Here is a 24,042-nt window from a genome sequence, read left to right as displayed (position 1 = left end):
GCTTTTTCAACCTTGCTGCATCAAAAGGATTGACCATGACAACCCCAACCACCCCTTCTTCCCGTCTCAATGCCACACCGGATGCCCGCACGCCCAATGCTGCCGAGGTGCAACTGAGCGATGCCGAACGGCAGCCATGCGAAGTCTGGACTCGCGTCATGGGCTACCACCGCCCCGTAGCCAGCTTCAACGTTGGCAAGCAAGGCGAGCATCGCGAACGCCAATTCTTCATCGAGCCAGGCCGTGCCCAACCCCACGGCTGATGCCTTGCGCATTGGCGGCATTACGCCCTTTACCACCATTGACTTCCCCGGCCGTTTAGCTGCTGTGGTGTTCTGCCAGGGGTGTCCTTGGCGCTGCGGTTACTGCCATAACGGCACCCTGCTGCAGGCAGGCACGCCACCGCGCCATCGCTGGGCCGAGGTGGATGCTTTGCTGCGCCAGCGCCAGGGCTTGCTTGATGGCGTCGTTTTTTCGGGTGGAGAGCCTACTTTGCAAACAGCGCTGGGCTCGGCGGTGGAGGCCGTACGCAATCTGCGCATGCAAGTGGCGCTGCATACCGCTGGCATGTACCCCGAGCGCCTGGCCGCCTTGTTGCCCAAGCTCGATTGGGTAGGGCTGGACATCAAAGCGCCGCTGGCTCAATACGACGCCATTACGGCCACACCAGGCAGCGGTGCCCGTGCCTTCGAGGCGCTGGGCGCACTGTTGGCCAGCGGCGTAGCCTACGAGTGCCGCACCACATGGCATGCACAGCTATTTGGCGTGGCACAACTGCTGGACTTGGCCGACGCCTTGCGTGCACAGGGCGTGCGGCACTGGGCATTGCAGGAATGCCGCGCTCCTGGTGCGCCCGCCTGGTCGTTGACGCCGGAGGATGTCGCCCAGCTTGGCGCAGGTTTTGCCACCTTTACCTTGCGGCGCGCATAAACGCCGCCCCATGTTTTTTTCAAATCATCAGAAAATATTATTCAATATCATCAAGCCAAAACAAGCAATAAAATTTTCCTTTGAAATACAAACAATAGAACCTTGACACCTCGTTCACGGGGAGCGGCTCTGCCATCTGGCACCAAGTTCGCAACACGCTCTTGCAGGCTGCTCCCGAGAGAGAAGCCGATAATCCCCCGCTTTTTCCGCCCTCGTTGTGGGGGCGTTTAGCTCCTCTTCGCCATGTCCGAGTCCAGCCCGCCCAAGCGCCAAACGCTCTCCCTGCCCCCCAAAGATGCCCGTGCGGAGTCCGCCGCAGGTCGGCAGCCTCGCCGTGCCGCCTTGCGGCCTGGCCCTGGCGGCAAGCGGTTGCGCAAAGGCGCGGAGGCGACCAACCCAGGTGGGTTGAAGCAAGGGCCAAACAGCGGACAAAAGCCCGGCAACGGCGGGGCAGCCCGGCGCCAGTCGGCCAATGGCGCGGGGCGCGCTGCATTCACGCGGTCTGCGGCCTCGTCGGCGCAGCCGGCATCGGGCCGCGCGCCAGCCAGTGGCTCCCCGGCCGGGCGCACTGCCAAGCCCAAGCGCCCGGCAGGAGCCGCCAGTGCAGGGGCGCGATCGGGCGCACGCACGGGGAGCAGCGCTGCCCGGCCCGCGCCCACAAGCGGCCCGAATGCCCGGACGGGCGCTGCGCGCCATCGCGCGGGTGATGCGCGCGGCCGGCCCGCTCAGCCTTTCGCCGCATCGTCGCGCCCGCCGCAACACCAGGGGGATCGCCCACAAGCGCAACGGCAGGCGCGGCGCTTTGAGACGGCGGCAGCACCAACACAACCGCCAACGCCTCGCCCAATCGGCCGGGCGAACCGAGCGAACCGGGCAGACTCTGGAGCATCAGCCCCTCACTCCACCGCCTCGCACACCCCCCTCCCCCCTCAACAAGCCCAGGGCGTGCGCCTGAACAAATATTTGGCGGACGCCCAATGGTGCTCTCGCCGCGAAGCCGATGAATGGGTGGAGAAGGGCTGGGTGCGCATCAATGGGCACCCAGCCCAAATGGGGCAGCGAGTGCTGCCGGGCGATGTGGTGGATGTGGCGGAGCTGGCCCGCGCCCGCCAGGCCCGGCGCGCCACCATCGTGCTGCACAAGCCGGTGGGCTATGTCAGCGGCCAGGCCGAGGATGGCCACACGCCTGCACTGCGGCTGATCACCCACGCCAACCAGTGGATGCCCGCGCATGGCGGACGGCGCGGCGCGCCCGCCTCGCTCAAAGGCTTTGCCCCGGCGGGGCGGCTGGATATCGATTCGACGGGCCTGCTCTTGCTCACGCAAGACGGCCGTCTGGCCCGGCGCATCATTGGCGAGGACAGCACGATTGAAAAGGAATATTTGGTGCGCGTGAGTTGGCGCTCGCCCACGGGTGAGGAGGTGAGCGAAAACGTGCAAGCGGCCTTCCCCGCCGAGGGCTTGCAGCGGCTGCGCCACGGCTTGGAGCTGGACGGCAAAGCGCTGCTGCCCGCACAAGTCGATTGGCAAAACCCGGAGCAGTTGCGCTTCGTGCTGCGCGAGGGCAAAAAGCGGCAAATCCGCCGCATGTGCGCGCTGGTGGGCCTGCATGTGACGGCGCTCAAGCGCGTGCGCATCGGGCGCTTGCCGCTGGGCCAGCTCCCCCAGGGCCAGTGGCGCTATCTGGCCGATGATGAGGCGATTTAGATACACTTTTATTTCAAATCAAAAGAAATAAAACAATGTCATTTCGGCATGATGGCATTAGAATTTATTTTACTTTGATTTGTAAATAGAAGAAGGAGCAGGCATTGCGGCGCACAACAAGGTAACAAGTCGCAGCAGGCGGCGGACGAGGCCGGCGCGGCGGTGGCTTTGGGGCACAATCCGGCCCGGTGCGGCAAGGGCGCGTTCATGCCCGAGGCCCGCGCAGAAATGGGAAAACACATGAATCAGCATCGTTTGTCGCCGGGCGCGCCAACCCCAGCGATCACACGCCGCAGCGCCCTGGCAGCCGTTGTGGCGACGGGCGCAGCGCCGCAACTGTTGGCCCAAAGCCCCACTGTGCTTATCACCGGGCACAACTCGCAACATCCCATTGGCATCGCCAGCTTCCGCGGCGAGGAGCAGTCGCCCCAGCGCCTCTCGCACATCATCCGCGCCGATCTGGAGCGCAGCGGCTCGTTCAGGAATATCGACGCTGGCGGCATCCCGCTCGATGAGCAAGCCCGCCCGGATATGAACGTCTGGCGCCAACGCGGGGCGAGCTGGCTCGCCGCAGGCAGCGTCACCCGCCTGGGCGATGGCCGCTACGAAGTGCGCTTTCGCCTGTGGGACACCACCCGTGGCGATGCGGGGCAGGACTTGGGCGGGCAAAGCTACGTCGTCGCGCCCGCCGATTTGCGCCTGGCCGCACACCGCATTGCGGACTTCATTTACGAGAAGGTCATGGGCAAGCCCGGCATCTTCTCCACCCGCATCGCCTACGTCACCAAGGCCGGGCGCTACTCGCTGTGGGTGGCCGACTCGGATGGCGAAAACGCCCAGGCAGCGCTGACCAGCCCCGAGCCAATCATCTCGCCGGCCTGGTCGCCTGATGGGCGCCAGTTGGCCTACGTCTCGTTTGAGTCGCGCAAGCCCGTGGTCTATGTCCACAACGTGGCCACCGGCCAGCGCCGTTTGCTGGCCAACTTTCGCGGCTCCAACAGCGCGCCCGCCTGGGCGCCCGATGGCAGCCGCCTGGCCGTCACCCTCACGCGCGATGGCGGCTCGCAGCTCTACACCATCGCCGCTGGCGGCGGCGAGCCACGGCGCCTGATGCAAAGCCTGGGCATCGATACCGAGCCGGTCTATTCCGCCGACGGCCAATACATCTACTTCGTCAGCGACCGTGGCGGCGCGCCGCAGATCTACCGCATGGGCGCCGCTGGCGGCGGCGCGCAGCGCGTCACATTCTCTGGCGGCTACAACATTTCCCCGTCCATCAGCCCCGATGGGGCCTACCTGGCCTTTATCTCCCGCACCGGCGGCTACCGCCTGCACGTGCAGGATTTGGCCTCTGGCCGCGTGCAGGCGCTGACCGACACATCGGCCGATGAACACCCCAGCTTTGCTCCCAATAGCCAATTGATCGTCTATGCCACGCGGCAAGGCGGCTCCAGCGCATTGATGACCACCACCGTTGACGGCAAGGTCAAGGTGCGCCTCGCAGCCAAGGGAGGCGAAATCCGCGAGCCGGCCTGGGGGCCGCTGTTGCGGTAATCCCAAGGGTCGGCGATGCGCCGCCCGCGTTTTTTGAGTTGCCGAGTTCACGCACCCAAGTGCTTTTTAGAGGAGAGAGGTCCATGTTGACTTTGAAAAAAACCATCGCTTATTCCATGCTGGCCGCCGCCGTGGCGTTGGCCGGTTGCAGCTCCAAAACCCAGCTGGCCGATCAGGCCCAGGCGGGCACGGGCACGCCCACTGGCGCTTACGACCCCAACCAGGGCGCGCAAAGCACGGTGCCGGGGTTTGACGTTTCCATGTCCAGCCTTCCGGGCCAGGGGCCTGTCAACGTCTCGCACACGATTTACTTCGACTTCGACAGCTACGTCGTCAAGCCCGAATACCAGGCCACGCTGCAAAAGCACGCCGAATTCATGCGCGCCAACCGCAACATCACCGTCGCCCTGGAAGGCCACACCGATGAGCGTGGCGGCCGCGAATACAACCTGGCCCTGGGCCAGCGCCGCGCCGCAGCCGTGCAGCAAACCCTGGAGCTGATTGGCGTGTCCGCCGCGCAGCTTGAAGCCATCAGCTACGGCAAGGAAAAACCCAAAGCCATGGGCCACAACGAGGATGCGCACGCGGAGAACCGCCGCGTCGAGATCCGCTACAACAAGTGATGGCCATGAAGCGATTTGCGGCACCGTCATTGGGCGCCATTGCAGCAGCGGCCGCGCTGTTGTTGCCTGGCGCAGCCCACGCTTTGTTTGAGGATGGCGATGCCCGGCGCGCCATCCTTGACCTGCGCGCCCAGGTTGAGCAGTTGCACAAGGCCGACCAGGGCGCTATCGCCGAAATCCAGCAAGTGCGCTCCATCCTCATGGAGCTGCAAGGGCAAATCGGCGTCTTGCGCAACGAAGTGGCAAGCTTGCGCGGTCAAAACGAGGAATTGCAGCAAAACCTGCGCCGAGCCGAATCGCGCCTTCAGGCGTTTGAAGCCCAGCCCGCGCAAGGCGGTGACGCCGCATCGGCGGCCGCACAACCCGCCGAGCAACAAGCTTTTGAGGCCGCGCTGGAACACTTGCGCAAAGGCCAATACCAAGGCGCGCGCGATGCGTTCCGGCAATTTCTTGCGCAATACCCCGACAGCAGCTACGCGCCTTCGGCCCAATTCTGGTTGGGCAATTCGCTGTACGCCACGCGCGAGTACTACCGTGCCATTGAAACCTTCAACGCCATGCTCAAGCAAGCGCCGCAGCACGCGCAAGCGCCCGATGCGGCGCTGGCCATTGCCAAATCGCAAATCGAGCTGAAAAACGTGGCCGGTGCGCGCCAGACCCTGCAAAACCTCGTCAAGGTCTATCCCAACTCGTCCGCCGCCAAGGAAGCGCGCGAAAGCCTGACCCGCCTCAAATGAGCGCAGGTCCGGCATTGAAAGCACCGCAGGCACAGTCGGCAGCGCTGCCGCCTGATGACGCCCAATGGCAGCGCCGCTTCGGCGGCCTGCAACGCCTCTACGGTGTGGCGGGCGCGGCGCGGCTGCACGCAGCCCATGTGGCCGTTGTTGGCATTGGCGGCGTCGGCTCCTGGGCCGCCGAAGCGTTGGCGCGCAGTGGCGTCGGGCGCATCACGCTGATCGATCTGGATCACATCGCCGCCTCCAACATCAACCGCCAAATCCATGCGCTGACCGATACCCTGGGCCAAGCCAAGGTGCAGGCCATGCAAGCGCGCATCGCCCAGATCAACCCGTTGTGCCAGGTGCAATGCGTGGAGGAGTTTCTGGACGAAACCAATACCGCCACATGGCTGGGCCGCGCGGAGATCGATGCAGTGATTGATGCCTGCGACCAGGTGCGCGCCAAAGCCGCCATCGCCAGCCTGATGGTGGCGCGCGGCAAGCCATTCATTACCGTGGGCGCGGCGGGCGGGCGCACCCAGGCGCACAAGGTGGAGGTTCAGGACTTGGGCCTGCTCACCCACGATCCCCTGCTGGCGCAATTGCGCTACCGCCTGCGCCGTTACGACGGCTTTCCCCAGCAGGGCAAACCCATGCGCGTGCCTTGCGTGTTCAGCCGCGAACAGGTCAAAACCGCGCACGCCAGTTGCGCTGCGCAGCAGGAGAGCAGCCTCAATTGCGCGGGTTATGGCTCGTCCGTTTGTGTGACGGCGACCTTTGGCATGGTGGCAGCGGGCTGGGTGATTGAAAAAATGGTTGCCGACGCCAAAAAATAGGCTACAATGCGCGGCTTCCGGCAGTTCATACTGTTTGGAGAGAGATAACGGGTCGTTAGCTCAGCTGGTAGAGCAGCGGACTTTTAATCCGTTGGTCACAAGTTCGAATCTTGTACGACCTACCAATCGAGAAAAGGGCTTACGTCAGCGATGGCGTAAGCCCTTTTTCCATGGCAAGCAGGAGAGACGGATGAGCCAAGCCAGCCAGCCCATGCCCAGCATCACCTGGGACGATTTCACCAAAGTGCAATTGCGCGTGGGTCGCGTGATCCGCGCCGAGGCTTTCCCCCAGGCGCGCAAGCCCGCCTACATCCTCCACGTCGATTTCGGCCCCGAGCTGGGCACGCGCAAGTCCAGCGCGCAAATCACCCACCATTACCAGCCGCAGGATTTGGTGGGGCGGCTGGTGGTGGCGGTGGTCAACTTTCCGAAAAAGCAGATTGGCCCTATCCAGTCCGAATGCTTGGTCACCGGCTTTCACGATGCCCAGGGGCATGTGGCTTTGTGCGTGCCCGATAAAGAGGTGCCGCTGGGCACGCGCTTACTGTGATGCACTGGCCAAGATGGCCGCCCCCGCGCTAATGCGGGGCGTTGCAGACATCGCATGAATTTCAATTCAAAGTAAAATCGATTCAATACTCACGTTGCAGAAACAAGGGAATTTTTTATTCTTTGAAATAGAAGATATCCTCAATGCAGGCTATCCGAGCCGGGCGCTTGCGGCAGGATGCGGAAAAAGCCTGTGCCCGCAGAGCCGCGCCGCTGCTCCTCGGGCGTGGAGGGGCGCGCGCTGTGGATGCGCAAGTGCAGTTGCAAGGCCATGCCGGCCAGGGGGTGGTTGCCGTCGAGGACGACATGCTCGGGGTACAGCTCGGTCACCGTCAGCAGCACATCGGGCGCCACCTGCGAGCGCGCCTGCGGCGGCAAGGCACTGCCCTCAATCACCATGCCTTCGCTCAAGCCTTCGGGGAACAGCGCCAGCTCCTCCAGATACACCAGTTGCTCGTCGTAATCGCCAAAAGCGTCGTGCGGCTCCAATTGCAAGTCCACGCGCTCGCCCTCGCGCTTGCCCAGCAGGGCCTGCTCGATGCTGGGCAGCAGGTCGATGCCGCCCACATAGAATTCGACGGGCTGCTCCAACACATCCAGTTCTTCACCTTGGCCGTCCTTGAGCACCCAGGTCAGCGCCACTACGGTTTTCTTCATGATTTCCATGGGGGCGGATTGTCGCAGTTTGCGCGCATCCACTTCGTTACGGAGGTTCCCTGCCATGCCTTTATCCATCGACGCCCCCCTGGCCCTGCTGGGCGGCTTAAACCCGGCGCGCTTCATGCGCAAGCACTGGCAGCGCAAGCCGCTGCTGGTGCGCCAGGCCATCCCCGGCTTTGTGCCGCCGGTATCGGCCAAGGCGCTGCTGGCCCTGGCTGCGCGGGAGGACGTGCAGTCGCGGCTGGTGGAGCAAACCGGCGCGGGCTGGCAATTGCGCCAAGGCCCGTTTGCGCCCAAACAATTGCCCCCGCGCACGCAAAAAGGCTGGACGGTGCTGGTACAAGGCGTGGATTTGCACGATGAGGGCGCGCACGCCCTGTTGCAGCAATTTGCCTTCATCCCCCAGGCGCGGTTGGATGATTTGATGATCAGCTACGCCAGCGAGGAAGGCGGCGTCGGCCCGCACTTCGACAGCTACGACGTCTTTTTGCTCCAGGCCCAGGGCCAGCGGCGCTGGCGCATCGGGCGGCAAAAGGATTTGACGCTGCAACAAGGCGTGCCGCTGCGCATCCTGGAGCATTTCGAGCCGGAAGAAGAATGGGTGCTCGAGCCCGGCGACATGCTGTATCTGCCACCGGGCTACGCCCACGACGGCATTGCCCACAGCGGCGACTGCATGACGTATTCCATCGGCTTTCGCTCACCCCAGCAGGCCGAGCTGGCCACCATCTTGCTCGAACGCCTGGCCGAGCCGCAGGAGCTGGACGAGGACGAAGCATGCGCCGACGCCAGCAACCCGCACCCCGGCGTGCTCTACCGCGACCCGCGCCAGGAGGCCACCGCTCAATCGGGCTCCATTCCCCCAGCCTTGCAGGACTTTGCGCGCCAAGCCGCCATGCAACGCCTGCAACAGCCCCATGCGCTGGAGCAAATTCTGGGCGAATACCTCAGCGAGCCTGCCCCGGGCGTGGATTTCGACGCAGCGGATGCACCCGCCCAACCCGCGGCGGGGCAAGCGCTGGCGCTCAACCGCAAAACCCGCATGCTTTACGACCAGCGCTACCTCTACATCAATGGCGAGAGCTACCGCATGGGCGGCAAAGACGCGCGCCTGCTGCGCCTGCTGGCCGACCAGCGCCACCTGGATGCCAAGCAAGCCGCCCGCCTGAGCGAGCAGGCTCAGGAAGTGCTGCAAGACTGGGCTGAGCAGGCTTGGTTGTTTTTCACCCGGAGCGACTGACAGTGGAACCGACCCCACCCGAAGCGCCCCCTGCCCCAGAGCAGCGCCACACCATCACCGGCATTGCCCAATGGCGCGAAACGCTGCTGGGCAGCCTGGCCGCCGCGCAGCAGCAAGCCTGCCCGCGCATCGTCTGGTGCGACCCCAGCTTTGCCCGCTGGCCGCTCTCCGACACCGAAGTGCTCGATGCCCTGCGCGCCTGGCTGCATCCCCAGCGGCAACTGCTGCTCATCGCCAACGAGTTCGACACCCTCGTGCGCGCCCATCCGCGCTTTGTCGCCTGGCGCCAGCGCTGGGATCATCTGGTGCTGGGGCGCAAAGTCGTGCGCCAGTTCGCGGGCGACACCCCCAGCTTCATCCTGGCAGGCACGCAAGCCGCATGGCTCACGCGGCCCGAGTTTTTCATCGGCGTTTACGGCGCAGATCCCGTACTGGTGCAGCAAGTGAGCGAGCAAGCCAGCGAATGGTTGGACAGTCGCACCGTCAACGGATTCAGCAGCCAGCCGTTGGGACTCTGATTTTTTTGGCTTTGATTTTTCTCACTGAAAGGATTTGCTCATGCCATTGCGTCACATCGCCCCCGCCCTGCTGGCCGCCACCCTCATCGTCGCTTGCGGCAAGAAGGAAGAGCCCGCACCCGCGCCAGCGCCCACACCGGCCCCCGTAGCCCCCGCGCCTGTCACCCCGGCCCCCACACCCGCGCCAACCCCGGCAGCAGATGCCGCCAAGCAGGCGCTGGAAGACGCCTCCAACGCTGCAAAAGCCGCAGCAGCCGATGCCACCCAGGCCATGGACAAGACCGTCGATGCCGCCAAAGAAGCCGCCCACGACGCTGCGCAAGCGGTTGAGAAGCAGGTGGACGCCGCCAAAGAGGCGGCCAGCCAGGCTGCACAGGCCACCAGCCAAGCCATTGACAACACCATGCAAGCGGCCAAAGAAATGGCTGCTGACACAGAGCGCGCGGCCAAGAGCATGGCCGCCGATGCGGCCCAAGCCGCTGGCGCGCGCCTGAGCCAAGCAGGCGATGCGCTGCAAAACTCCGCCGCCAAGCTGGAAGAGGCCGAAAAAGCATTGAGCCAAGCTGCTGCGGCCACACAAGCGGCCACCGCAGCGCAAACGCCCGCCGCCCCTGCGCCCGTGCAAATGCCCGCTGCCGGGCAAGCCGCCGCTCAGCCAGCCGTACCGCCAGCCGTGCAACCAAGCAATGCGCTTGACGCTGCTGCTGACGTGGCCAAGTAACCCCCGCAGCGCAACAACCAGGGCGTATCGCCCCAGCGCCTGCTGCCCCTGCGCAGCAGGCGCTTTTTTTGTCTGCGTGAAATAATGCGCGCCCTTTGGAAAGCCCCCTACCCTTTAACCCTAGGAGAACCCAACGCATGTTGAAGCGGCGAGCAGTACTGACCTCTGGCGCGGCCCTTGTGGCCGCCTGCATGGTGCCTGCGGGCACGGTAGGCGCCGAGCCTGCGCGAGCGCCTGTGCAGGCTGGCGCTGGCGGCAAATCCACCCTCACCATCGGCATGGTGCTGGAGCCTTCGGGGCTGGACCCCACCAGCAACGCCGCATCGGCCGTGGGCGAAGTCACGCTCTACAACATTTACGAGACGCTCACCAAGATCAACCCCGACGGCAGCGTCATGCCGCTGCTGGCCGAGAGCTGGGATGTCTCGCCCGATTTGCGCACCTACACCTTCCGGCTGCGCCGCGGGGCGCGCTTTCACAACGGCGAGCCGTTTGACGCCAAGGCCGTGCAGTTCAGCTTTGACCGCGCCAAATCCGACAAAAGCACCAACAAGGACAAATCCGTCTTTGCCAAGCTGACCACGCAAGTCATCGACGACTACACCGTACGCATCACCAACGCCGAGATCGAGCCGGAGCTGCTGTTCATCCTCGGCCAGGCCACGGCCATCATCGTCGAGCCCAAAAGCGTGGCCAAGAACGCCAGTGCCCCCGTGGGCACCGGCCCCTACCGCCTGGCGCGCTGGATGCGCGGCACCTCGCTGACGCTGCAGCGCTGGGACGACTACCCCCGCGCCGATCAATTGCCGATCCAGACCGCCGTGTTCCGCTTCATCTCCGACCCCGCCGCCGGCGTGGCCAGCTTGTTGGCGGGCGATGTGGACGTCTTTCCACGCATGACCTCGCGCGGGCTGGAGCCGTTCAAGAGCAACCCCGCTTTCCAGGTCATCGTCAGCGGCTCGCGCGCCAAAACCATCCTCACCATCAACAACCGCCGCAAGCCCCTCAACGATGTGCGCGTGCGCCGCGCCATTGCGGCGGCCATCGACCGCAAGGCCGTGATCGAAAGCGCGGGCAACGGCTATGGCGTGCCCATTGGCAGCCACTACGTGCCCGGCGCCTTTGGCTACATCGACACCACCGGCATCAACCCTTACGACCTGGACAAAGCCCGCGCCCTGCTCAAGGAAGCAGGCGTGAGCGCGCCGCTGAAGCTGCGCATGACGCTGCCGCCCACGCCCTATGCACGCCAGGGCGGCATCGTCATCGCGGGCATGCTGGCCAAAGTGGGCATCCAGGTGCAACTGCAAAACGTGGAATGGGCACAGTGGCTGAGCAACACGTACAAAAACCACAACTTTGATCTGACCATGATCTCGCACGTGGAGCCGTTCGATCTGGACAACTACGCCAACCCCGCCTACTACTGGGGCTACGACTCGCAGACCTTCCGCGATCTATGGGAGCAAATCCGCAACGCCGTGCAGCCCGCCGAGCGCGCCCGCCTGCTGGGCCAGGCCCAGCGCATGCTGGCCGAGGACAGCGTCAACGGCTTTCTCTACCAGCCCCAGTGGGTGACGGTGGCGCGCAGCGAGTTGCGCGGCCTGTGGCGCGATATGCCGGTGTTTGTCAACGATCTCTCCGCCCTGCGTTGGGCCAACTGACGGCCCGGGCTGACGCAACCAATCAAAGAAAAATCAACTTTCTACCCAATATGCCGAAAAAGGGCAGTTTCATTTCCTTTTGATTGAGAAAATTGCAATCAACCCCTTGCAAGTTGCTTTCACATCAAAAGAAAAATTACTTCCCACCCCTGTTGCCGAAACAGGGGTTTATTTTTTCTTATTGATTTGAAAATGCCTGGAGGCCGCCACGCCATGGCGCGGCCTTCAGGCGCTGAAGTCGTTTTCCAGAAAACCGTTTTGCTTCGTCACCGCATCCAGCGCCAGCAGAGTTTCCAGCAGCGCCCTCATGTGCTTGAGCGGCACGGCGTTAGGCCCGTCGGAGAGGGCGTTGTTCGGATCCGGGTGCGTTTCCATGAACAGGCCAGCCACGCCCACGGCCACCGCCGCGCGCGCCAGCACGGGCACCATTTCGCGCTGGCCGCCGCTGCTGGTGCCTTGGCCGCCGGGCAGTTGCACGCTGTGGGTGGCATCGAACACCACGGGCGCGCCGGTCTCGCGCATGATGGCCAGGCTGCGCATGTCGCTAACCAGGTTGTTGTAGCCAAAGCTGGCGCCGCGCTCGCAAGCCATGAAGTTGTCCTCGGGCAGGCCCGCTTCGCGCGCAGCGGCGCGGGCTTTGGCGATGACGTTTTTCATGTCGTGCGGGCTGAGGAACTGGCCTTTCTTAATGTTCACCGGCTTGCCCGACTGTGCCACGGCGCGGATGAAGTCGGTCTGGCGGCACAAAAAGGCGGGGGTTTGCAGCACGTCCACCACGGCGGCCACGGCGGGGATTTCGGCCTCGGTGTGCACGTCTGTGAGCACGGGCAGCTGCAGTTCTTTCTTCACCTTGGCCAGGATTTCCAGCCCTTTTTCCATGCCCGGGCCGCGAAAGCTGGCGCCGCTGGAGCGGTTGGCCTTGTCGTAGCTGCTTTTGAAGATGAAGGGGATGCCCAGCGCGGCGGTTATTTCTTTCAACTGCCCGGCCACGTCCATTTGCAGTTGCTCGGATTCGACCACGCAGGGGCCGGCGATGAGGAAGAAGGGCCGGTCAAGGCCGATGTCGAAATGGCAGAGTTTCATGATGCTGTTGGTTGTGCAAGCGCAAAGGCGCCATTGTCGGTGCAGCGCGGTCACCGTGGCGCGCGTGGTGGGAATATGCAAGCGGCGAGCCGCGCGGGCCTAACGGGTACCTAACGGGGGTATCGACAGTGCCTCTGGCGCGCTGGCTTGGCCATGCAGCACATCACCGGCTGGAGTCGGCCTTGGCATCGGCCGCCAAGGCATGGGCGCTGCGTTTGGCGCTGGCTTTTTCCATGATGGCGGCCAGCAGCGCCGCTTTGGAGGGGGCGGCCTTCACCGCCGTCACCGCCTTCTCAGACGTGGCGGAAGCCTGGGGCGCCACGCCTTGCGCCCAACCTTGTGCAGGCGCAGCAGCGCTGGCATCCCCAGCCGCCGCGCTGGCGCGCCGGGCGCGCGCCTGGGCAGGCTGGCGGCTTTTGGCGCTCTCCAGACGGGCGTTGCGCCGTTGGTAACGCGCCAGCGCCTGGGCAGCTTGGGCCGCGCTCCAGGCCGCCCAACCCGTCGTGTCGGTCACGGGCTGCATGGCGATGCAATCGACGGGGCAGACGGGCACGCACAGCTCACAGCCCGTGCAATCGGCCTCCAAAATGGTGTGCATGGCCTTGTTGGCCCCCACGATGGCGTCCACCGGGCAGGCCTTGATGCACAGCGTGCAGCCAATGCACCAGTTTTCGTCAATGAGGGCGACAGCCCGCACGCTCTCTGCGCCATGCTCGGCGCTCAGCGGCACGATGGGCTGCTCCGTCAGGGCCGCCAGCCGGGCAATGCCCTCCGCGCCGCCGGGCGGGCACTGGTTGATGGCCGCGCCTTCAAACGCAATGGCTCTCGCGTAGCTGCGGCAGTCAGGATAGCCGCATCGCGTGCATTGCGTTTGGGGCAGTGCCGCGTCAATGGCCCGCGCCAGGGTTGCGGCATCGTCACTCATGGCATCGGGCCTCTGCGCAGCGCGCCTCAGGCTTTTTTGTCGCTGGCGTCTGTCAACTTGGCTGCAGCAGGCGCAGCGCTGGCAGGCTGGGCCTCAGCAGCTGCGGCTTGAGCTTGTGGCGCAGACGCTGCCGCAGGTGCGCTGGTTGCCGCCGCAGGAGCGGCTTCTGCAGCTTTGCGCTCGGAGGCTGGTGCTTGCGGGGCAGGCTCCTGGACTTTGGCATCCGACTGGGCGGCAGGGGCAGCCGCCGTGGCAGGCTTGGCTTCAGCCTGGGCTTGCGGCTCGGCTTTGGCGCGGCTGCTGGGCCATTGCACGGCAGGCTGCGGTGTGGCGGCTTTAGCAGCAGCAGCTTTGGGAGTTGCAGCCTTTTGGGCAGTGGCTTCAGGAGCCGCTGTTTGGGGCTTTTCCTCTTTGGCAGCGGCTGTTTGGGGCGCAGCCGCTTTGGGGGCGGTTGTTTTTGCGGCCGTGGTTTTTGAGGCGGCTGTTTTTGAAGCCGTCGTTTTCGCAGCGGTTTTAGCCGCACTCGCAGCTTTGGCTTTGGGCGCGGTGGCGGGCGTTTTTTTCACCGCAGCAGGCGCTTTGGCGGCAGCCGGGGCGGTCTGAGCAGCCTTTGGGGGCGTTGTTGGGGCCTTGGCCGCGTCGCTTTGCGACGGTTCAAAGCGCAGAATGAAGTCGCGGATTTGCGGGTACACCACTTTGCGCCAGCGGCTGCCGCTGAAAATCCCGTAGTGGCCAGCACCTTCCACTTCCACATGGGCGCGATCGCCCTTGGCGATGTTGCTGCACAGGCCGTGCGCCGCCTCGGTTTGGCCGCTGCCAGAGATATCGTCCAGCTCGCCTTCCACCGTAATCAGGCCAACGCCGCGGATATCGGCGGGCTTGACGCGCTCAAGCTTGCCTTCGGGGTTGCGCACATCCCAGGTGCCATTGACCAGCTTGAACTTCTGGAACACGGTTTCGATGGTCTGGAGGTAGTAGTTCGCATCCATGTCCAGCACCGCATTGTATTCGTCGTAGAACTTGCGGTGGAATTCCGTGGCGTCGTCATCGCCGCGGATGAGGTTGCGGAAGTAATCGTAATAGCTGCTGGCGTGGCGGTCGGGGTTCATCGCCACGAAGCCGCTGTATTGCAAAAAGCCGGGGTACACGCGGCGGCCTTCACCGGGGTAGCCGTAGGGGACGCGGTAGATGAGGTTGTTTTCAAACCATTCAAAACTGCGCTTGACGGCCAGATCGTTGACGGTGGTGGGGGTTTTGCGCGCATCAATCGGGCCGCCCATCATCACCATCGAGCGCGGCAGCTTTTCACCACGGCTGGCCATGAGCGAGATGGCAGCCAGCACGGGTACGGTGGGCTGACACACGCTCATCACGTGGCAATTGCCGTGCTTTTGTTGCAGCAGACGGATGAATTGCTGCACGTAGTTGACGTAGTCGTCCAGGTGGAATTCGCCCTCGCTCAGCGGCACCATGCGGGCGTTTTTCCAGTCGGTGATGTAGACCTTATGGCCCGCAAGCATGGTGCGCACCGTCTCGCGCAGCAAGGTCGCGTAGTGGCCCGACAGCGGCGCCACGATCAGCACCGCAGGGTGCTTGAGCATGCGCTCCAAAGTGGCGGGGTTGTCGGAGAAGCGTTTGAAGCGGCGCAGCTCACAAAAGGGCAAATCCAAATCGATACGTTCGTGAATCGCCACTTCCGTACCGCCCACATCGGCGGTTTTGATGTCAAAGGTGGGCTTGACGTAGTCTTTGCCCAGGCGGTAGAGCAGGTCATACCCTGCGGCGATGCGCTGGGCCAGCGGCGTTTCCGACATGGCCCACAAGGGGTTGGAGAACAGTTTGGATGACGCCTTGGCGAAGTCGGCAAAAGGTTCGGAAATGGCGCGTTGCGCTTCGTAAATCTGGTAGAGCATGGCGACGGATAAGAATTTTTGACTTTTATCAAAGGCGTCGCAATATAGCAGCACTCCAAGCCATTGCCTAATTGCCTGTTTTTCTTGGGATGGTGGTCCTCAAGCCCACAGCAAAGCAGGCCCGGCAATGGCTCGCCTTCAGTGGGCCGTGTGGCGGCCAATTTCGGGCCAGCGCGCGTGCAGGTACAGCCAGACCAGCAGCCCGATGGCCCAGAACAAGGCCGACGCCAGCGCCAGGGCCAGCAGCGGATCCAGCGCCCGGGTTTGCGTGGCCAGCGGCACCACAAGGCCCGCCACTAGCCCGTTCACGGCAGAGGTCATGCAGGCTTGCAGGGAGGAGGCCAGGCCCCGGCGCTGGGGGTTGAGATCCAGCACCAGCAGGGTAATGGGCGGCATCATGATGGCCCATCCCAGCGCAAGCACCCCCAGCGGCGCAATCATGACGACGGGCTGGCGCAAGCCGCCAAGGGCAATGGCGGTGTTGAGCGCCGTGGCCATCGCCATGATGAGCAAGCCCGTGCGGATTTGCCGTTTGGGGGGCATGGTGTCGGCCAGTCGCCCGCTGGCAACCGCCCCGAGCATGATTCCGCCAATGGTGCACAAAAACATCCAGAAAAATTGCGTCGGCGCCAATTGAAGGTGCACGCCCAAAAATTCCGGCGCGGCCAGGATGTACACGAACATGCTGTTGAACGGCACAGCGCTGGTGGCCGCCAGCAGCAGAAAACGCCCGCTCAGGCCCAATTCGCCATAGGCCGCCAGCAGCGGCCAGAAACGAAAAGGCTGGCGCGCCTGGCGGGGCAAGGTTTCCGGCAGCGTGCGCCAATTGATCCACCACAGCCCCCCGCCCATGCAGGCCATGAACCAGAAGATGCTTTGCCAGCCCAGCCAGGCGTAAAGCCAACCGCCCACGATGGGGGCGATGGCGGGCGCGATGCCGAAAAACAGCGTCACCTGGCTCATCACCCGTTGTGCCTGCACGGGCGCGAACACATCGCGGATGATGGCGCGCGAGACCACCATGCTGGCGCCAGCCGATAGCCCCTGCAGGGCGCGGCAGAAAATCAACTGCTCAATGGACTGGGCCAGTGCGCAGCCCACGGAGGCCAGCCCGAACGCTGCCACGCCCCAAAGCACCACGGGGCGACGCCCGAAACTGTCGGCCAAGGCGCCATGAAACAGGTTCATGAAGGCATACGCGAGCAAATACGCCGAAAGCGTTTGCTGCATGTAAATGGGCGAGGCGTGCAGGGCGCTGGCGATGCCTGCGAAGGCCGGTAAATACGTATCGATGGAAAACGGCCCCAGCATGCTCAGCGCCGCCAATAGCGCCGGCAATGCCCAGGCAGGGCCTTTCCAGAAAGAAGCAGAAGAGGAGGAGGACATGAACAATCTCGCAATGCCGTGCGGCACAGGGCGGCGCGGGGCAAATCAGAATACGCCCGTTTCACCCCAGGCGAGGCGCAATGGGGGCAATGAATGGGCCGCAATGCGCGCCAACCCCGCTATTGCCCAACCAGCTCTGGCAAGCGCGGGGGGAGCCAGCGATTTCAGCGCAGGCTGCCCGCCATCCCCTCCTGCCAGATGGCGATTTGCCCGCCACCAGCGCGCTTGGCTTGGTACATCGCGGCATCAGCTTGTATCGCCCATTCGCGCAGCGAGAGCATCTGGGGATGCGCACAGGCCAAGCCGCAACTGATGCTGCACCGCAAGCCTGGCATGTTGGCAAACGATTGCGCCGCAACTTGCTGGCAGACTGCGTTGGCAATGTGCGCAGCCTCGGGCAACGGCCCGTTGAGCACCAGCGCAAATTCGTCGCCACCCAGCCGCCCCACACACAAGGCGTCGGCAAAGCCCTGACGCAGGGTGCGCGCGATCTGGATCAGCAAATCATCGCCCACGGCATGGCCGTAGCGGTCGTTGATCTGCTTGAACTGGTCAAAGTCCACCATCACCATGACGACCTCACCGCAGCCGCCTTGCTTGAACCGCTCCAGGATGGCGCTGGCTTGGCGCACCCAAGCGTGGCGGGAGGCAAAGCCCGTCATCCCATCTTGCAAGCTGAGGGCTTTGAGCTGCTGGTTTTTCTCTTGCAACCGCAGCAGCAGGCGCTGGTGGCTCACATTCACCACAATGAAGTAGATCAGGATAAAGGGCACGCACGCAGCCACCATGGCCTTGCTGGTTTCACTGTGCCAGCGCCAGCCGCCCAGCGCCGCGCCCAGCGCCATGCCCAGCCCAATCCACGCCAGCGAGCGCTGCCAAACCCCCTCAATGCCGATGCGCACGCGATCCACCACGGCGGCCACCAACAGCAACGCCGTGGGCAGCGGATTGAAATGGATCAACCCCGCCCAGAAGCCCGCCATGACCGAATCCCATTGCAAATGCGCAATCTCGCGCCGGTGGGGATCGGCCGCGCGCAGCGCCATGTACCGCGCCAGCGGCGGCCACGCCAAGGTGGTGATGAGCAGCAGCGCCCACAACGGCCACGGGGCCTGCTGCTCAAAAAGCGATACGCCAATCGGTAGCGCTCCCAAGGCAAAGCCCATGGTGCGAAACGGATACGCCTGGCGGGGCAATTGCTCCTGCCTTTGGCGGCGCTTGTCCTGCTGCGCCATCACATCCTGCCTCATTGGTGGCTTGTCTGCGCTGGTTAACGCCTTTGCACCCCTGAGCGCCTGTTCACGCCCCTTGCGCAGCCGCTGCCAGTTCGTCGCGCGTGCGCTGCGCCTGGGCGCGCGCAGCGACCGCGAAATCGGCCCCCGCGCTGGCGTACAGCACGGCGCGCGAGGAATTGATGGCCACGCTGCCCCAGCCGGTAAAGCCCGCCCGCACGGTGGCCTGGGCATCGCCGCCTTGCGCGCCTACGCCGGGGATGAGCAAAGGCACATCCGGCGCGATGCGGCGCACCGCAGCGATTTCCTGCGGGTACGTCGCGCCCACCACCAGGCCCAGCTCGCCATTGGTGTTCCAGGGGCCTTGCGCCAATTGCGCCAGGTGCTCGTACAGGCGCGGCTGGCCGGGCACGTCCGCCAGGCGCTGGGCTTGGAAATCGTCCCCGCCGGGGTTGGAGGTGCGGCACAGCAAGAACGCGCCTTTGCCTGCATAGCGCAGATAAGGCTCGACCGAATCGCGCCCCATGAAGGGCGAGAGGGTGACGGCATCGGCGCCGTAGCGCTCGAAGGCCTCGCGCGCGTACTGCTCGGCAGTGGAGCCGATATCGCCGCGCTTGGCATCCAAAATCACCGGCACGCCCGGGGCCGCCTGGCGGATATGGGCGATCAAGCGCTCCAACTGCGCCTCCGCGCCGTGGGCGGCGAAGTAGGCGATTTGCGGCTTGAAGGCGCACACCAGATCGGCCGTGGCCTCGACGATGGCGGCGCAAAAATCGTAAATACGGGCGCTGTCGCCCTGCCAGGGGGCGGGAAAGCGCGCAGGCTCAGGATCCAGCCCCACGCACAGCATGGACTGGTTGCGCTGGGCCGCGGCGCGCAGTTGCGCCGTGAAAGAGAGCGCTTCGGGAGCGTCTGATCGGGGGGAGGAGTCATTCATGGGGGGCGATTGTGGCAGAAATCCCCCTTGCGCTTGACATCTTTTATTACATTTTTAAAGGAAACACACATAAAACACCATCATGCCAAAACAAGGCATTTTTGTTTCCTATTGATTTAAAATATAAGCAAATCCAGCCATCCTGCGGCTGTGGAACAATGCCGCGTTTGCCATTTTCAGGAAAGGGACGGGGAGCCATGACCCAAAGCGCCAAGCGCTTGGCCGCCACAGTGGCGGTGCTCGCCACTGTCGCCGCATTGGCCTACGGCGGCGCGACGTGGTACGTGGGCCTGCGCATCGAACAGCACGTGCGCGCGGGGCACGAGCACCTGGCCGCCTACGCCGCCCGCCGGGGCGTACCCGTGCGGCTGCATTACCAGCGCGGCATCGGCAGCGCCCGCGCCACATCCTTCATCGGGCCGGCGCCAGGCAGCCAAGGCCAGCCTCTGCGCATCGAGCACCACATCCACCACGGCCCCCTGCCCGGCCTGCGCAGCCTGGGGCTGGCCCGCTGGGACAGCCATATGCCGCTGCCTCAGGCCGAGAGGGCGGATGCCGCCGCTACCGCCGCCACGCCGCCACACCTGCACCTGCACCTGCAAGGGCGGCTGGGCTGGCGCGGCCAAGCCCGCCTGCACTGGTCGGCCCCAACCTGGCAATGGGCCAATGCCCAAGGGCGCTGGCGCATTGGCGCCGTGGCGCTGGCGCAAACCATCCACCCCCACACACGCCGCTACCACAGCCAGTTGCAATGGCAGGGCCTGCACTGGCAAAGCCATGCGGGCCACGCCTGGGAGCTGGGCGCCGTGCAAGGCGAGGACGATTACACCTGGCCAGCCCCCTTGCAACACCGCCGCCAGGGCCATAGCCGCTACACCGTGCAGCACCTGCGGCAACAACAACCCGTCAGCGCCCATCCCCACACCCCGCCACCGCTGCATGCGCAAGCTCTCACCTTCACGCTGAACGCACAACCAAGCGCCAGCGACGCCGCACAGCCCCCACGCCCCGCGCTGTACCTCCAGGCCCAAGCGCAAGCGGGCGCACTGCACGCCACACTGGGCGACGGGCTGGAGAGCGCCGGCCCCGCCGCCCTGGCGCTGGCCCTGCGCCCTATTGACCTGGCCGACTTCGAAAGCCTGCTGCCCTACCTCGCCCCGCTGCTGGCTGCCTGGGCCGGGCAGGAAGATCCCGCCGCCGCTCTGGCGCAATGGCCGCTGGCGCAACAGCAGCGCCTGCACGCGCTGAGCGCCGCACTGGCCGCCCGCAACCTGCGCCTGGAGTTGGAGCGGCTGGATTTGCACACCCCGCAAGGCCCGCTGCACCTGAGCGCCTGGGTCAGCGCGCCAGCGCTGGCGGCCATCGACCTGGCCTATCTGCCTTACAGCCTGCTGCCCAAGCTGCACGCCAGCGTGCACCTCCGCGTCCCCCAGGCCCTGGCCGAGCCGTGGTTGCACGACCTGAGCGAGCTGATCGCGCAAGGCTGGTTCACGCACGCGGGCAATGCGGGCAACGCGGGCGACCGTGGCGAGGGCAGCGCGCCCAGGCTCATCGAAACGCGCTGGCGCTACCAAGGCGGTTTTTCCACCCTCAACGACCGCCCTTTTGAGCCAACGCGGCTGGAGCAATGGCTGCGTTAGCGCGTGTTTTTCTCGAACGTTGACAAATCCAGGACCTGGCCGCTGACTGGCGCCGCAGTCTCGCAGGCGGCTCTCGTCATGCCCGCGAAGGCGGGCATCCAGCGCTCCCTCTTGCGCACGAGTGAGGGATTGGCCAACGGCAACGCCGCCCCTGTCAGCGTCGCGACTGGACACCCGCCTGCGCGGGCGTGACGAGAACCAGCGGCGCTTTTTGCACAACATTACCAATCAATAGGAAAAAATATTCGCCTATTTCGTCATGAATACATTGAAATCAATTTTCCATTGATTGAAATGATGCCAAAGCCGCCTGCAACAAGACCTCACCCCCTGTCTGGCCGTTGGGCGCCCGGCAGCGCCCCGGCCAACTCCTCCACCCGCTGCGGCGGAAAGCTCTCCCAACTCTGGCACCCCGGGCATTGCCAGAAATAGCGCGAAGCCTCAAAACCGCATTGCATGCAGCGGTAGCGCAACCACGGGCGCTGGGCCACATCCAGCGAGGCGCGCAGCGGGGCATCGTCGCACTGGCTTTGCACCCAGCGCGCCGCCGCCACCAGCGAAGGGCGTCGGCGCAGGTGCTCGGCGTACCACAAATCGGCGCGCGGCATCTCCAGGCAATGCTCCAGGGCCACCAGCGCCAGTAGCACATCCAGGCTGCCGTACTGCGGGTTTTGCGCATATTGCTCGTAGTGCGCGCGCAGCAGCGCATGCATGCGCTCGAGCAAATCCCGCTCGGGCTTGAGGCGCTCGAAATGCCCGCCCAACAAACCCGCCAGCAGCGGCAACACATCGGGCGCGGCCTGGCTGCGCGTCTCCAGCAACGCCAGCACCTGCTCCAGGGCTTGGCGCTCCTGCCCTTGCCGCAGGGCCAGGCGCACTTGCTCAATGGCCGGGCGCAAACTCTGGGCATCGCTGCGCTGGGCCTGCTCCAGCAGTTGCGCCGCACGCGCAAAATCGCCCCGCTGCAAGGCTTCATCGGCCTGCTCGCACCAGTAATGCATTTGGCGGCCCGCCGTGCGCACCGCGCGCGGCTCGCCGCTGGCCGCTTCTTCGGCCGTGATGCGATCGGCCAGCTCCAGCGCCTTGGGCCAATCGTGCATGCGCTCGTACACATGCAGCAAGGCCAACTGCGCCTGCTGGCGCCTGTCGCTGTTTTCCAGCGGCAGCAAGGCTTGCTCAGCCCGGTCGTAAATACCGGCTTTCAAAAAGTCCTGCGCCAGCTCCCACTGCGCGCGGGCGCGATCGGCCGCCTGCACATCCGCCCGGGCCAGCAAATGCTCATGCACGCGCACCGCCCGCAAATACTCGCCCCGGCGGCGAAACAGGCTGCCCAAGGCAAAGTGCAAATCGATGGTGTCAGGGTCGGACTGGACGGCCTGCACAAACACGTCAATCGCCTTGTCCTGCTGCTCATTGAGCAAATACGTCAGCCCCTGAAAGTAATTGCGCGGCGAATGCCGCTGCGCCACGCGCATTTGCCGCCAATCCATGCGCGAGGCCAGCCACCCCAGCACAAACGCGATGGGCAAGCCCAGCAGCAGCCAGCTCCACTCAATCTCCATGTTGCAACTCCTGCCCCTGCACCGCTGCGCGCCCTGGCGCAGTCCACTCATCCACAGGCTGCTCGCGCCCGCGTCGCCAGCGCGGAATCACCGTCGCCAAGCCCAAAGCCAACCCTAGCGCGAATGCCACCAACATCGCCAGCACCAGCGGCCCCTGCCATTGCACGCCCCAGAAACCATGGACGGTGACCGCATGCCGGTTGTTGAGCGAGAACGCAAACAGCAGAAAGAAAAAGGCTGCCCGAAGCAGCCATACAAAATATTTCATGGATATGCCGCCACGCAAAAAACCGTGGGAAAAGCGCCGTAACCAAACGCCTTGGCATCATACCGCAGGGCCTGTTGCGCCCCTGCGCCTGATCCAAGGGCCGACGCCTTATCCCCAGGATCGCCGGGCCGTTTTTTCCTCCCAGGCGCGCAACCGCTTGATTTACCGAGGGTTTACCCACTAACCCCCAAAACCTGTGGATAAGTTTGTGGAGAAACCTGTGGGCGCTGCGTGCGAAGGCCGTAGCATCAAGGGTTTCGTTAGTTTGCACACAATTTAGGCAAGGCCATTCATTCAAATAAAATCAATGGGTTACGATGAGTTTTTAAGACAGAAGGCTTTGCGCGGCAGTTTGTGCAGCAAAGCCAGCCCTGGCGCGAAACGCCTTTGATCGTGTGCATAACTAGCCGGAAAAAGTGTCACTACTTTCTTAACACGCACGCCATTCATGGTATGGCGCATCGCACACGCGCAACGGCTCGCCAACGCAGGGCTTGGCCCCTGTGCAAACGCTTGCGTGGTGACTGAGCCGTTACACTGTCGGGTTCGTTCAACCCTTCACCATCCGTGAACCCTCTTGCCATGCTGAAAATCAAGACGCTTTTGATCGCCCCCGTTATCGCCGCTGCCATGCTCACGGCCCACGCCCAGACTGCGGCGCCTGCTGCTGCTGCGGCGGAGAAAGTCTTTGTCGTTGGCCTGGACGACAACTTCCCGCCCATGGGGTTTCGCGACGAGAAAAACGAAATCGTGGGCTTTGACATCGACATGGCCCGCGAAGTGGCCAAGCGCCTGAACTTGAAGGCCGAGTTCCGCCCCATCGAGTGGAGCGCCAAAGAAGCTGAACTCAATAGCAAGCGCGTCGATGCGCTGTGGAACGGCCTGACCATCACCGAGGAGCGCAAAAAGCACATCGGCTTTACCGCCCCTTACATGGCCAACCACCAAATCGTGGTGGTGTCCACCAAATCGGGCATCAAGACCAAGGCCGATCTGGCAGGCAAGGTCGTTGGCGCGCAGGAAGGCAGCAGCGCCACGGACGCCATCGCCAAGGATCCGGCAGGCAAATCCTTCAAGCAGCTCAAGACGTTTGGCGACAACATCACCGCGCTGATGGACTTGGCCACTGGCCGCCTGGATGCCGTCGTCGTTGACGAAGTGGTGGGCCGCTACTACGTTGCCAAGCGCGCCCAGGAGCTGACGGTGCTGGACGAGCACTTCGGCACCGAAGACTACGGCGTGGGCCTGCGCAAGGACGATGCGCTGCTCAAGCAAATCGACGACACGCTGGCCGAAATGAAGAAAGACGGCACGGCGCAGAAAATCTCTGAAAAGTGGTTTGGCATCAGCGTCATCAAGTGATGCGGTGAGCGCT

At 64.3% G+C, this 24,042-nt stretch carries 23 protein-coding genes, 1 tRNA gene and 1 pseudogene; 15 read left to right on the top strand and 10 right to left on the bottom strand.

The window, feature by feature from the left end:
* Positions 1-35: 35 nt before the first annotated feature.
* The 9 genes from nrdD to EBQ26_RS10825 all read left to right on the top strand — a co-directional run bounded on the left by nrdD (position 36) and on the right by EBQ26_RS10825 (position 6,919).
* Complete coding sequence (nrdD, locus tag EBQ26_RS10865) at positions 36-263, top strand: anaerobic ribonucleoside-triphosphate reductase (RefSeq protein WP_238944317.1); 228 nt, start codon at positions 36-38, stop codon at positions 261-263.
* Positions 244-930, top strand: a complete 687-nt coding sequence (locus EBQ26_RS10860) for an anaerobic ribonucleoside-triphosphate reductase activating protein (RefSeq protein WP_238944316.1) — start codon at positions 244-246, stop codon at positions 928-930. The genes nrdD and EBQ26_RS10860 overlap by 20 nt, the downstream gene beginning before the upstream one ends.
* Positions 931-1,875: 945 nt before the next feature.
* Positions 1,876-2,637, top strand: coding sequence for a pseudouridine synthase (locus tag EBQ26_RS13065; protein ID WP_238944315.1), 762 nt, complete (start codon positions 1,876-1,878; stop codon positions 2,635-2,637).
* 240 nt (positions 2,638-2,877) lie between these two features.
* On the top strand, positions 2,878-4,191 hold the full coding sequence (gene tolB, locus EBQ26_RS10850) for a Tol-Pal system beta propeller repeat protein TolB (RefSeq protein WP_122239062.1): 1,314 nt from the start codon (positions 2,878-2,880) through the stop codon (positions 4,189-4,191).
* Between the two features lie 83 nt (positions 4,192-4,274).
* Positions 4,275-4,814, top strand: coding sequence for a peptidoglycan-associated lipoprotein Pal (pal, locus tag EBQ26_RS10845; protein WP_122239060.1), 540 nt, complete (start codon positions 4,275-4,277; stop codon positions 4,812-4,814).
* A gap of 5 nt (positions 4,815-4,819) precedes the next feature.
* Positions 4,820-5,551 (top strand): tol-pal system protein YbgF, encoded by a 732-nt coding sequence (gene ybgF, locus EBQ26_RS10840; RefSeq protein ID WP_238944314.1) that lies wholly within the window; start codon positions 4,820-4,822, stop codon positions 5,549-5,551.
* Entirely contained in the window at positions 5,548-6,369 is an 822-nt protein-coding gene (locus tag EBQ26_RS10835; RefSeq protein WP_122239057.1) for a tRNA threonylcarbamoyladenosine dehydratase, read from the top strand. Before ybgF ends, EBQ26_RS10835 begins: the two co-directional genes overlap by 4 nt.
* Before the next feature lie 49 nt (positions 6,370-6,418).
* Positions 6,419-6,494, top strand: a tRNA-Lys gene (locus EBQ26_RS10830).
* A 65-nt stretch (positions 6,495-6,559) separates the two neighbouring features.
* A complete protein-coding gene (locus tag EBQ26_RS10825) occupies positions 6,560-6,919 on the top strand; it encodes a tRNA-binding protein (RefSeq protein WP_122239055.1) in 360 nt (119 codons plus the stop codon).
* A 140-nt stretch (positions 6,920-7,059) separates the two neighbouring features.
* Here EBQ26_RS10825 and EBQ26_RS10820 read toward each other — a convergent pair whose 3' ends face one another.
* Positions 7,060-7,584, bottom strand: coding sequence for an FKBP-type peptidyl-prolyl cis-trans isomerase (locus EBQ26_RS10820; RefSeq protein WP_122239080.1), 525 nt, complete (start codon positions 7,582-7,584; stop codon positions 7,060-7,062).
* A gap of 55 nt (positions 7,585-7,639) precedes the next feature.
* On the opposite strand from EBQ26_RS10820, the gene EBQ26_RS10815 reads away from it, so the two are divergent.
* The 4 genes from EBQ26_RS10815 to EBQ26_RS10800 all read left to right on the top strand — a co-directional run bounded on the left by EBQ26_RS10815 (position 7,640) and on the right by EBQ26_RS10800 (position 11,721).
* Positions 7,640-8,818, top strand: a complete 1,179-nt coding sequence (locus EBQ26_RS10815; protein WP_122239053.1) for a JmjC domain-containing protein — start codon at positions 7,640-7,642, stop codon at positions 8,816-8,818.
* Between the two features lie 2 nt (positions 8,819-8,820).
* The gene (locus EBQ26_RS10810) at positions 8,821-9,336 is read left to right on the top strand and encodes a hypothetical protein (protein WP_122239051.1); all 516 of its coding nucleotides are present in this window, start codon (positions 8,821-8,823) and stop codon (positions 9,334-9,336) included.
* Between the two features lie 40 nt (positions 9,337-9,376).
* Positions 9,377-10,057 carry a hypothetical protein gene (locus tag EBQ26_RS13060; RefSeq protein ID WP_122239049.1) on the top strand — a complete coding sequence of 227 codons (681 nt, stop codon included), beginning with the start codon at positions 9,377-9,379 and terminating at the stop codon, positions 10,055-10,057.
* A 137-nt stretch (positions 10,058-10,194) separates the two neighbouring features.
* Positions 10,195-11,721: an ABC transporter substrate-binding protein gene (locus EBQ26_RS10800; RefSeq protein ID WP_122239047.1), complete on the top strand. Its 1,527-nt coding sequence runs from the start codon at positions 10,195-10,197 to the stop codon at positions 11,719-11,721.
* A 225-nt stretch (positions 11,722-11,946) separates the two neighbouring features.
* Here EBQ26_RS10800 and kdsA read toward each other — a convergent pair whose 3' ends face one another.
* The 7 genes and pseudogenes from kdsA to EBQ26_RS13055 form a co-directional block, all read right to left on the bottom strand.
* Positions 11,947-12,804 (bottom strand): 3-deoxy-8-phosphooctulonate synthase, encoded by an 858-nt coding sequence (gene kdsA / locus EBQ26_RS10795; RefSeq protein ID WP_122239045.1) that lies wholly within the window; start codon positions 12,802-12,804, stop codon positions 11,947-11,949.
* A 163-nt stretch (positions 12,805-12,967) separates the two neighbouring features.
* A complete protein-coding gene (gene rsxB / locus EBQ26_RS10790) occupies positions 12,968-13,729 on the bottom strand; it encodes an electron transport complex subunit RsxB (RefSeq protein ID WP_122239043.1) in 762 nt (253 codons plus the stop codon).
* Between the two features lie 359 nt (positions 13,730-14,088).
* Positions 14,089-15,642, bottom strand: a pseudogene (locus EBQ26_RS10785) (polyhydroxyalkanoate depolymerase); the annotation flags it as partial.
* Between the two features lie 138 nt (positions 15,643-15,780).
* Complete coding sequence (locus EBQ26_RS10780; protein ID WP_122239039.1) at positions 15,781-17,028, bottom strand: multidrug effflux MFS transporter; 1,248 nt, start codon at positions 17,026-17,028, stop codon at positions 15,781-15,783.
* A 164-nt stretch (positions 17,029-17,192) separates the two neighbouring features.
* Complete coding sequence (locus tag EBQ26_RS10775; protein ID WP_238944319.1) at positions 17,193-18,263, bottom strand: diguanylate cyclase; 1,071 nt, start codon at positions 18,261-18,263, stop codon at positions 17,193-17,195.
* A gap of 64 nt (positions 18,264-18,327) precedes the next feature.
* Positions 18,328-19,197, bottom strand: coding sequence for an orotidine-5'-phosphate decarboxylase (gene pyrF / locus EBQ26_RS10770; protein WP_122239036.1), 870 nt, complete (start codon positions 19,195-19,197; stop codon positions 18,328-18,330).
* A gap of 46 nt (positions 19,198-19,243) precedes the next feature.
* Positions 19,244-19,396: a hypothetical protein gene (locus EBQ26_RS13055; RefSeq protein ID WP_238944313.1), complete on the bottom strand. Its 153-nt coding sequence runs from the start codon at positions 19,394-19,396 to the stop codon at positions 19,244-19,246.
* On the opposite strand from EBQ26_RS13055, the gene EBQ26_RS10765 reads away from it, so the two are divergent.
* Positions 19,395-20,837, top strand: a complete 1,443-nt coding sequence (locus EBQ26_RS10765; RefSeq protein ID WP_238944312.1) for a DUF945 family protein — start codon at positions 19,395-19,397, stop codon at positions 20,835-20,837. The two genes, EBQ26_RS13055 and EBQ26_RS10765, sit on opposite strands and share 2 nt — an antisense overlap.
* Before the next feature lie 323 nt (positions 20,838-21,160).
* Here EBQ26_RS10765 and EBQ26_RS10755 read toward each other — a convergent pair whose 3' ends face one another.
* The gene (locus tag EBQ26_RS10755; protein ID WP_122239030.1) at positions 21,161-22,399 is read right to left on the bottom strand and encodes a lipopolysaccharide assembly protein LapB; all 1,239 of its coding nucleotides are present in this window, start codon (positions 22,397-22,399) and stop codon (positions 21,161-21,163) included.
* Entirely contained in the window at positions 22,389-22,667 is a 279-nt protein-coding gene (locus EBQ26_RS10750; protein ID WP_122239028.1) for a LapA family protein, read from the bottom strand. Before EBQ26_RS10750 ends, EBQ26_RS10755 begins: the two co-directional genes overlap by 11 nt.
* A 582-nt stretch (positions 22,668-23,249) precedes the next feature.
* Here EBQ26_RS10750 and EBQ26_RS10740 point away from each other — a divergent pair.
* Positions 23,250-24,029, top strand: coding sequence for an amino acid ABC transporter substrate-binding protein (locus tag EBQ26_RS10740; protein ID WP_122239024.1), 780 nt, complete (start codon positions 23,250-23,252; stop codon positions 24,027-24,029).
* Positions 24,030-24,042 lie beyond the last annotated feature (13 nt).

The organism is Allofranklinella schreckenbergeri, from assembly GCF_003703475.1.
Lineage (GTDB): Bacteria > Pseudomonadota > Gammaproteobacteria > Burkholderiales > Burkholderiaceae_C > Lampropedia > Lampropedia schreckenbergeri.
The sequence above is the reverse complement of the archived record's forward strand: the minus strand, read 5'-3'. Positions and strand labels throughout refer to the sequence as shown.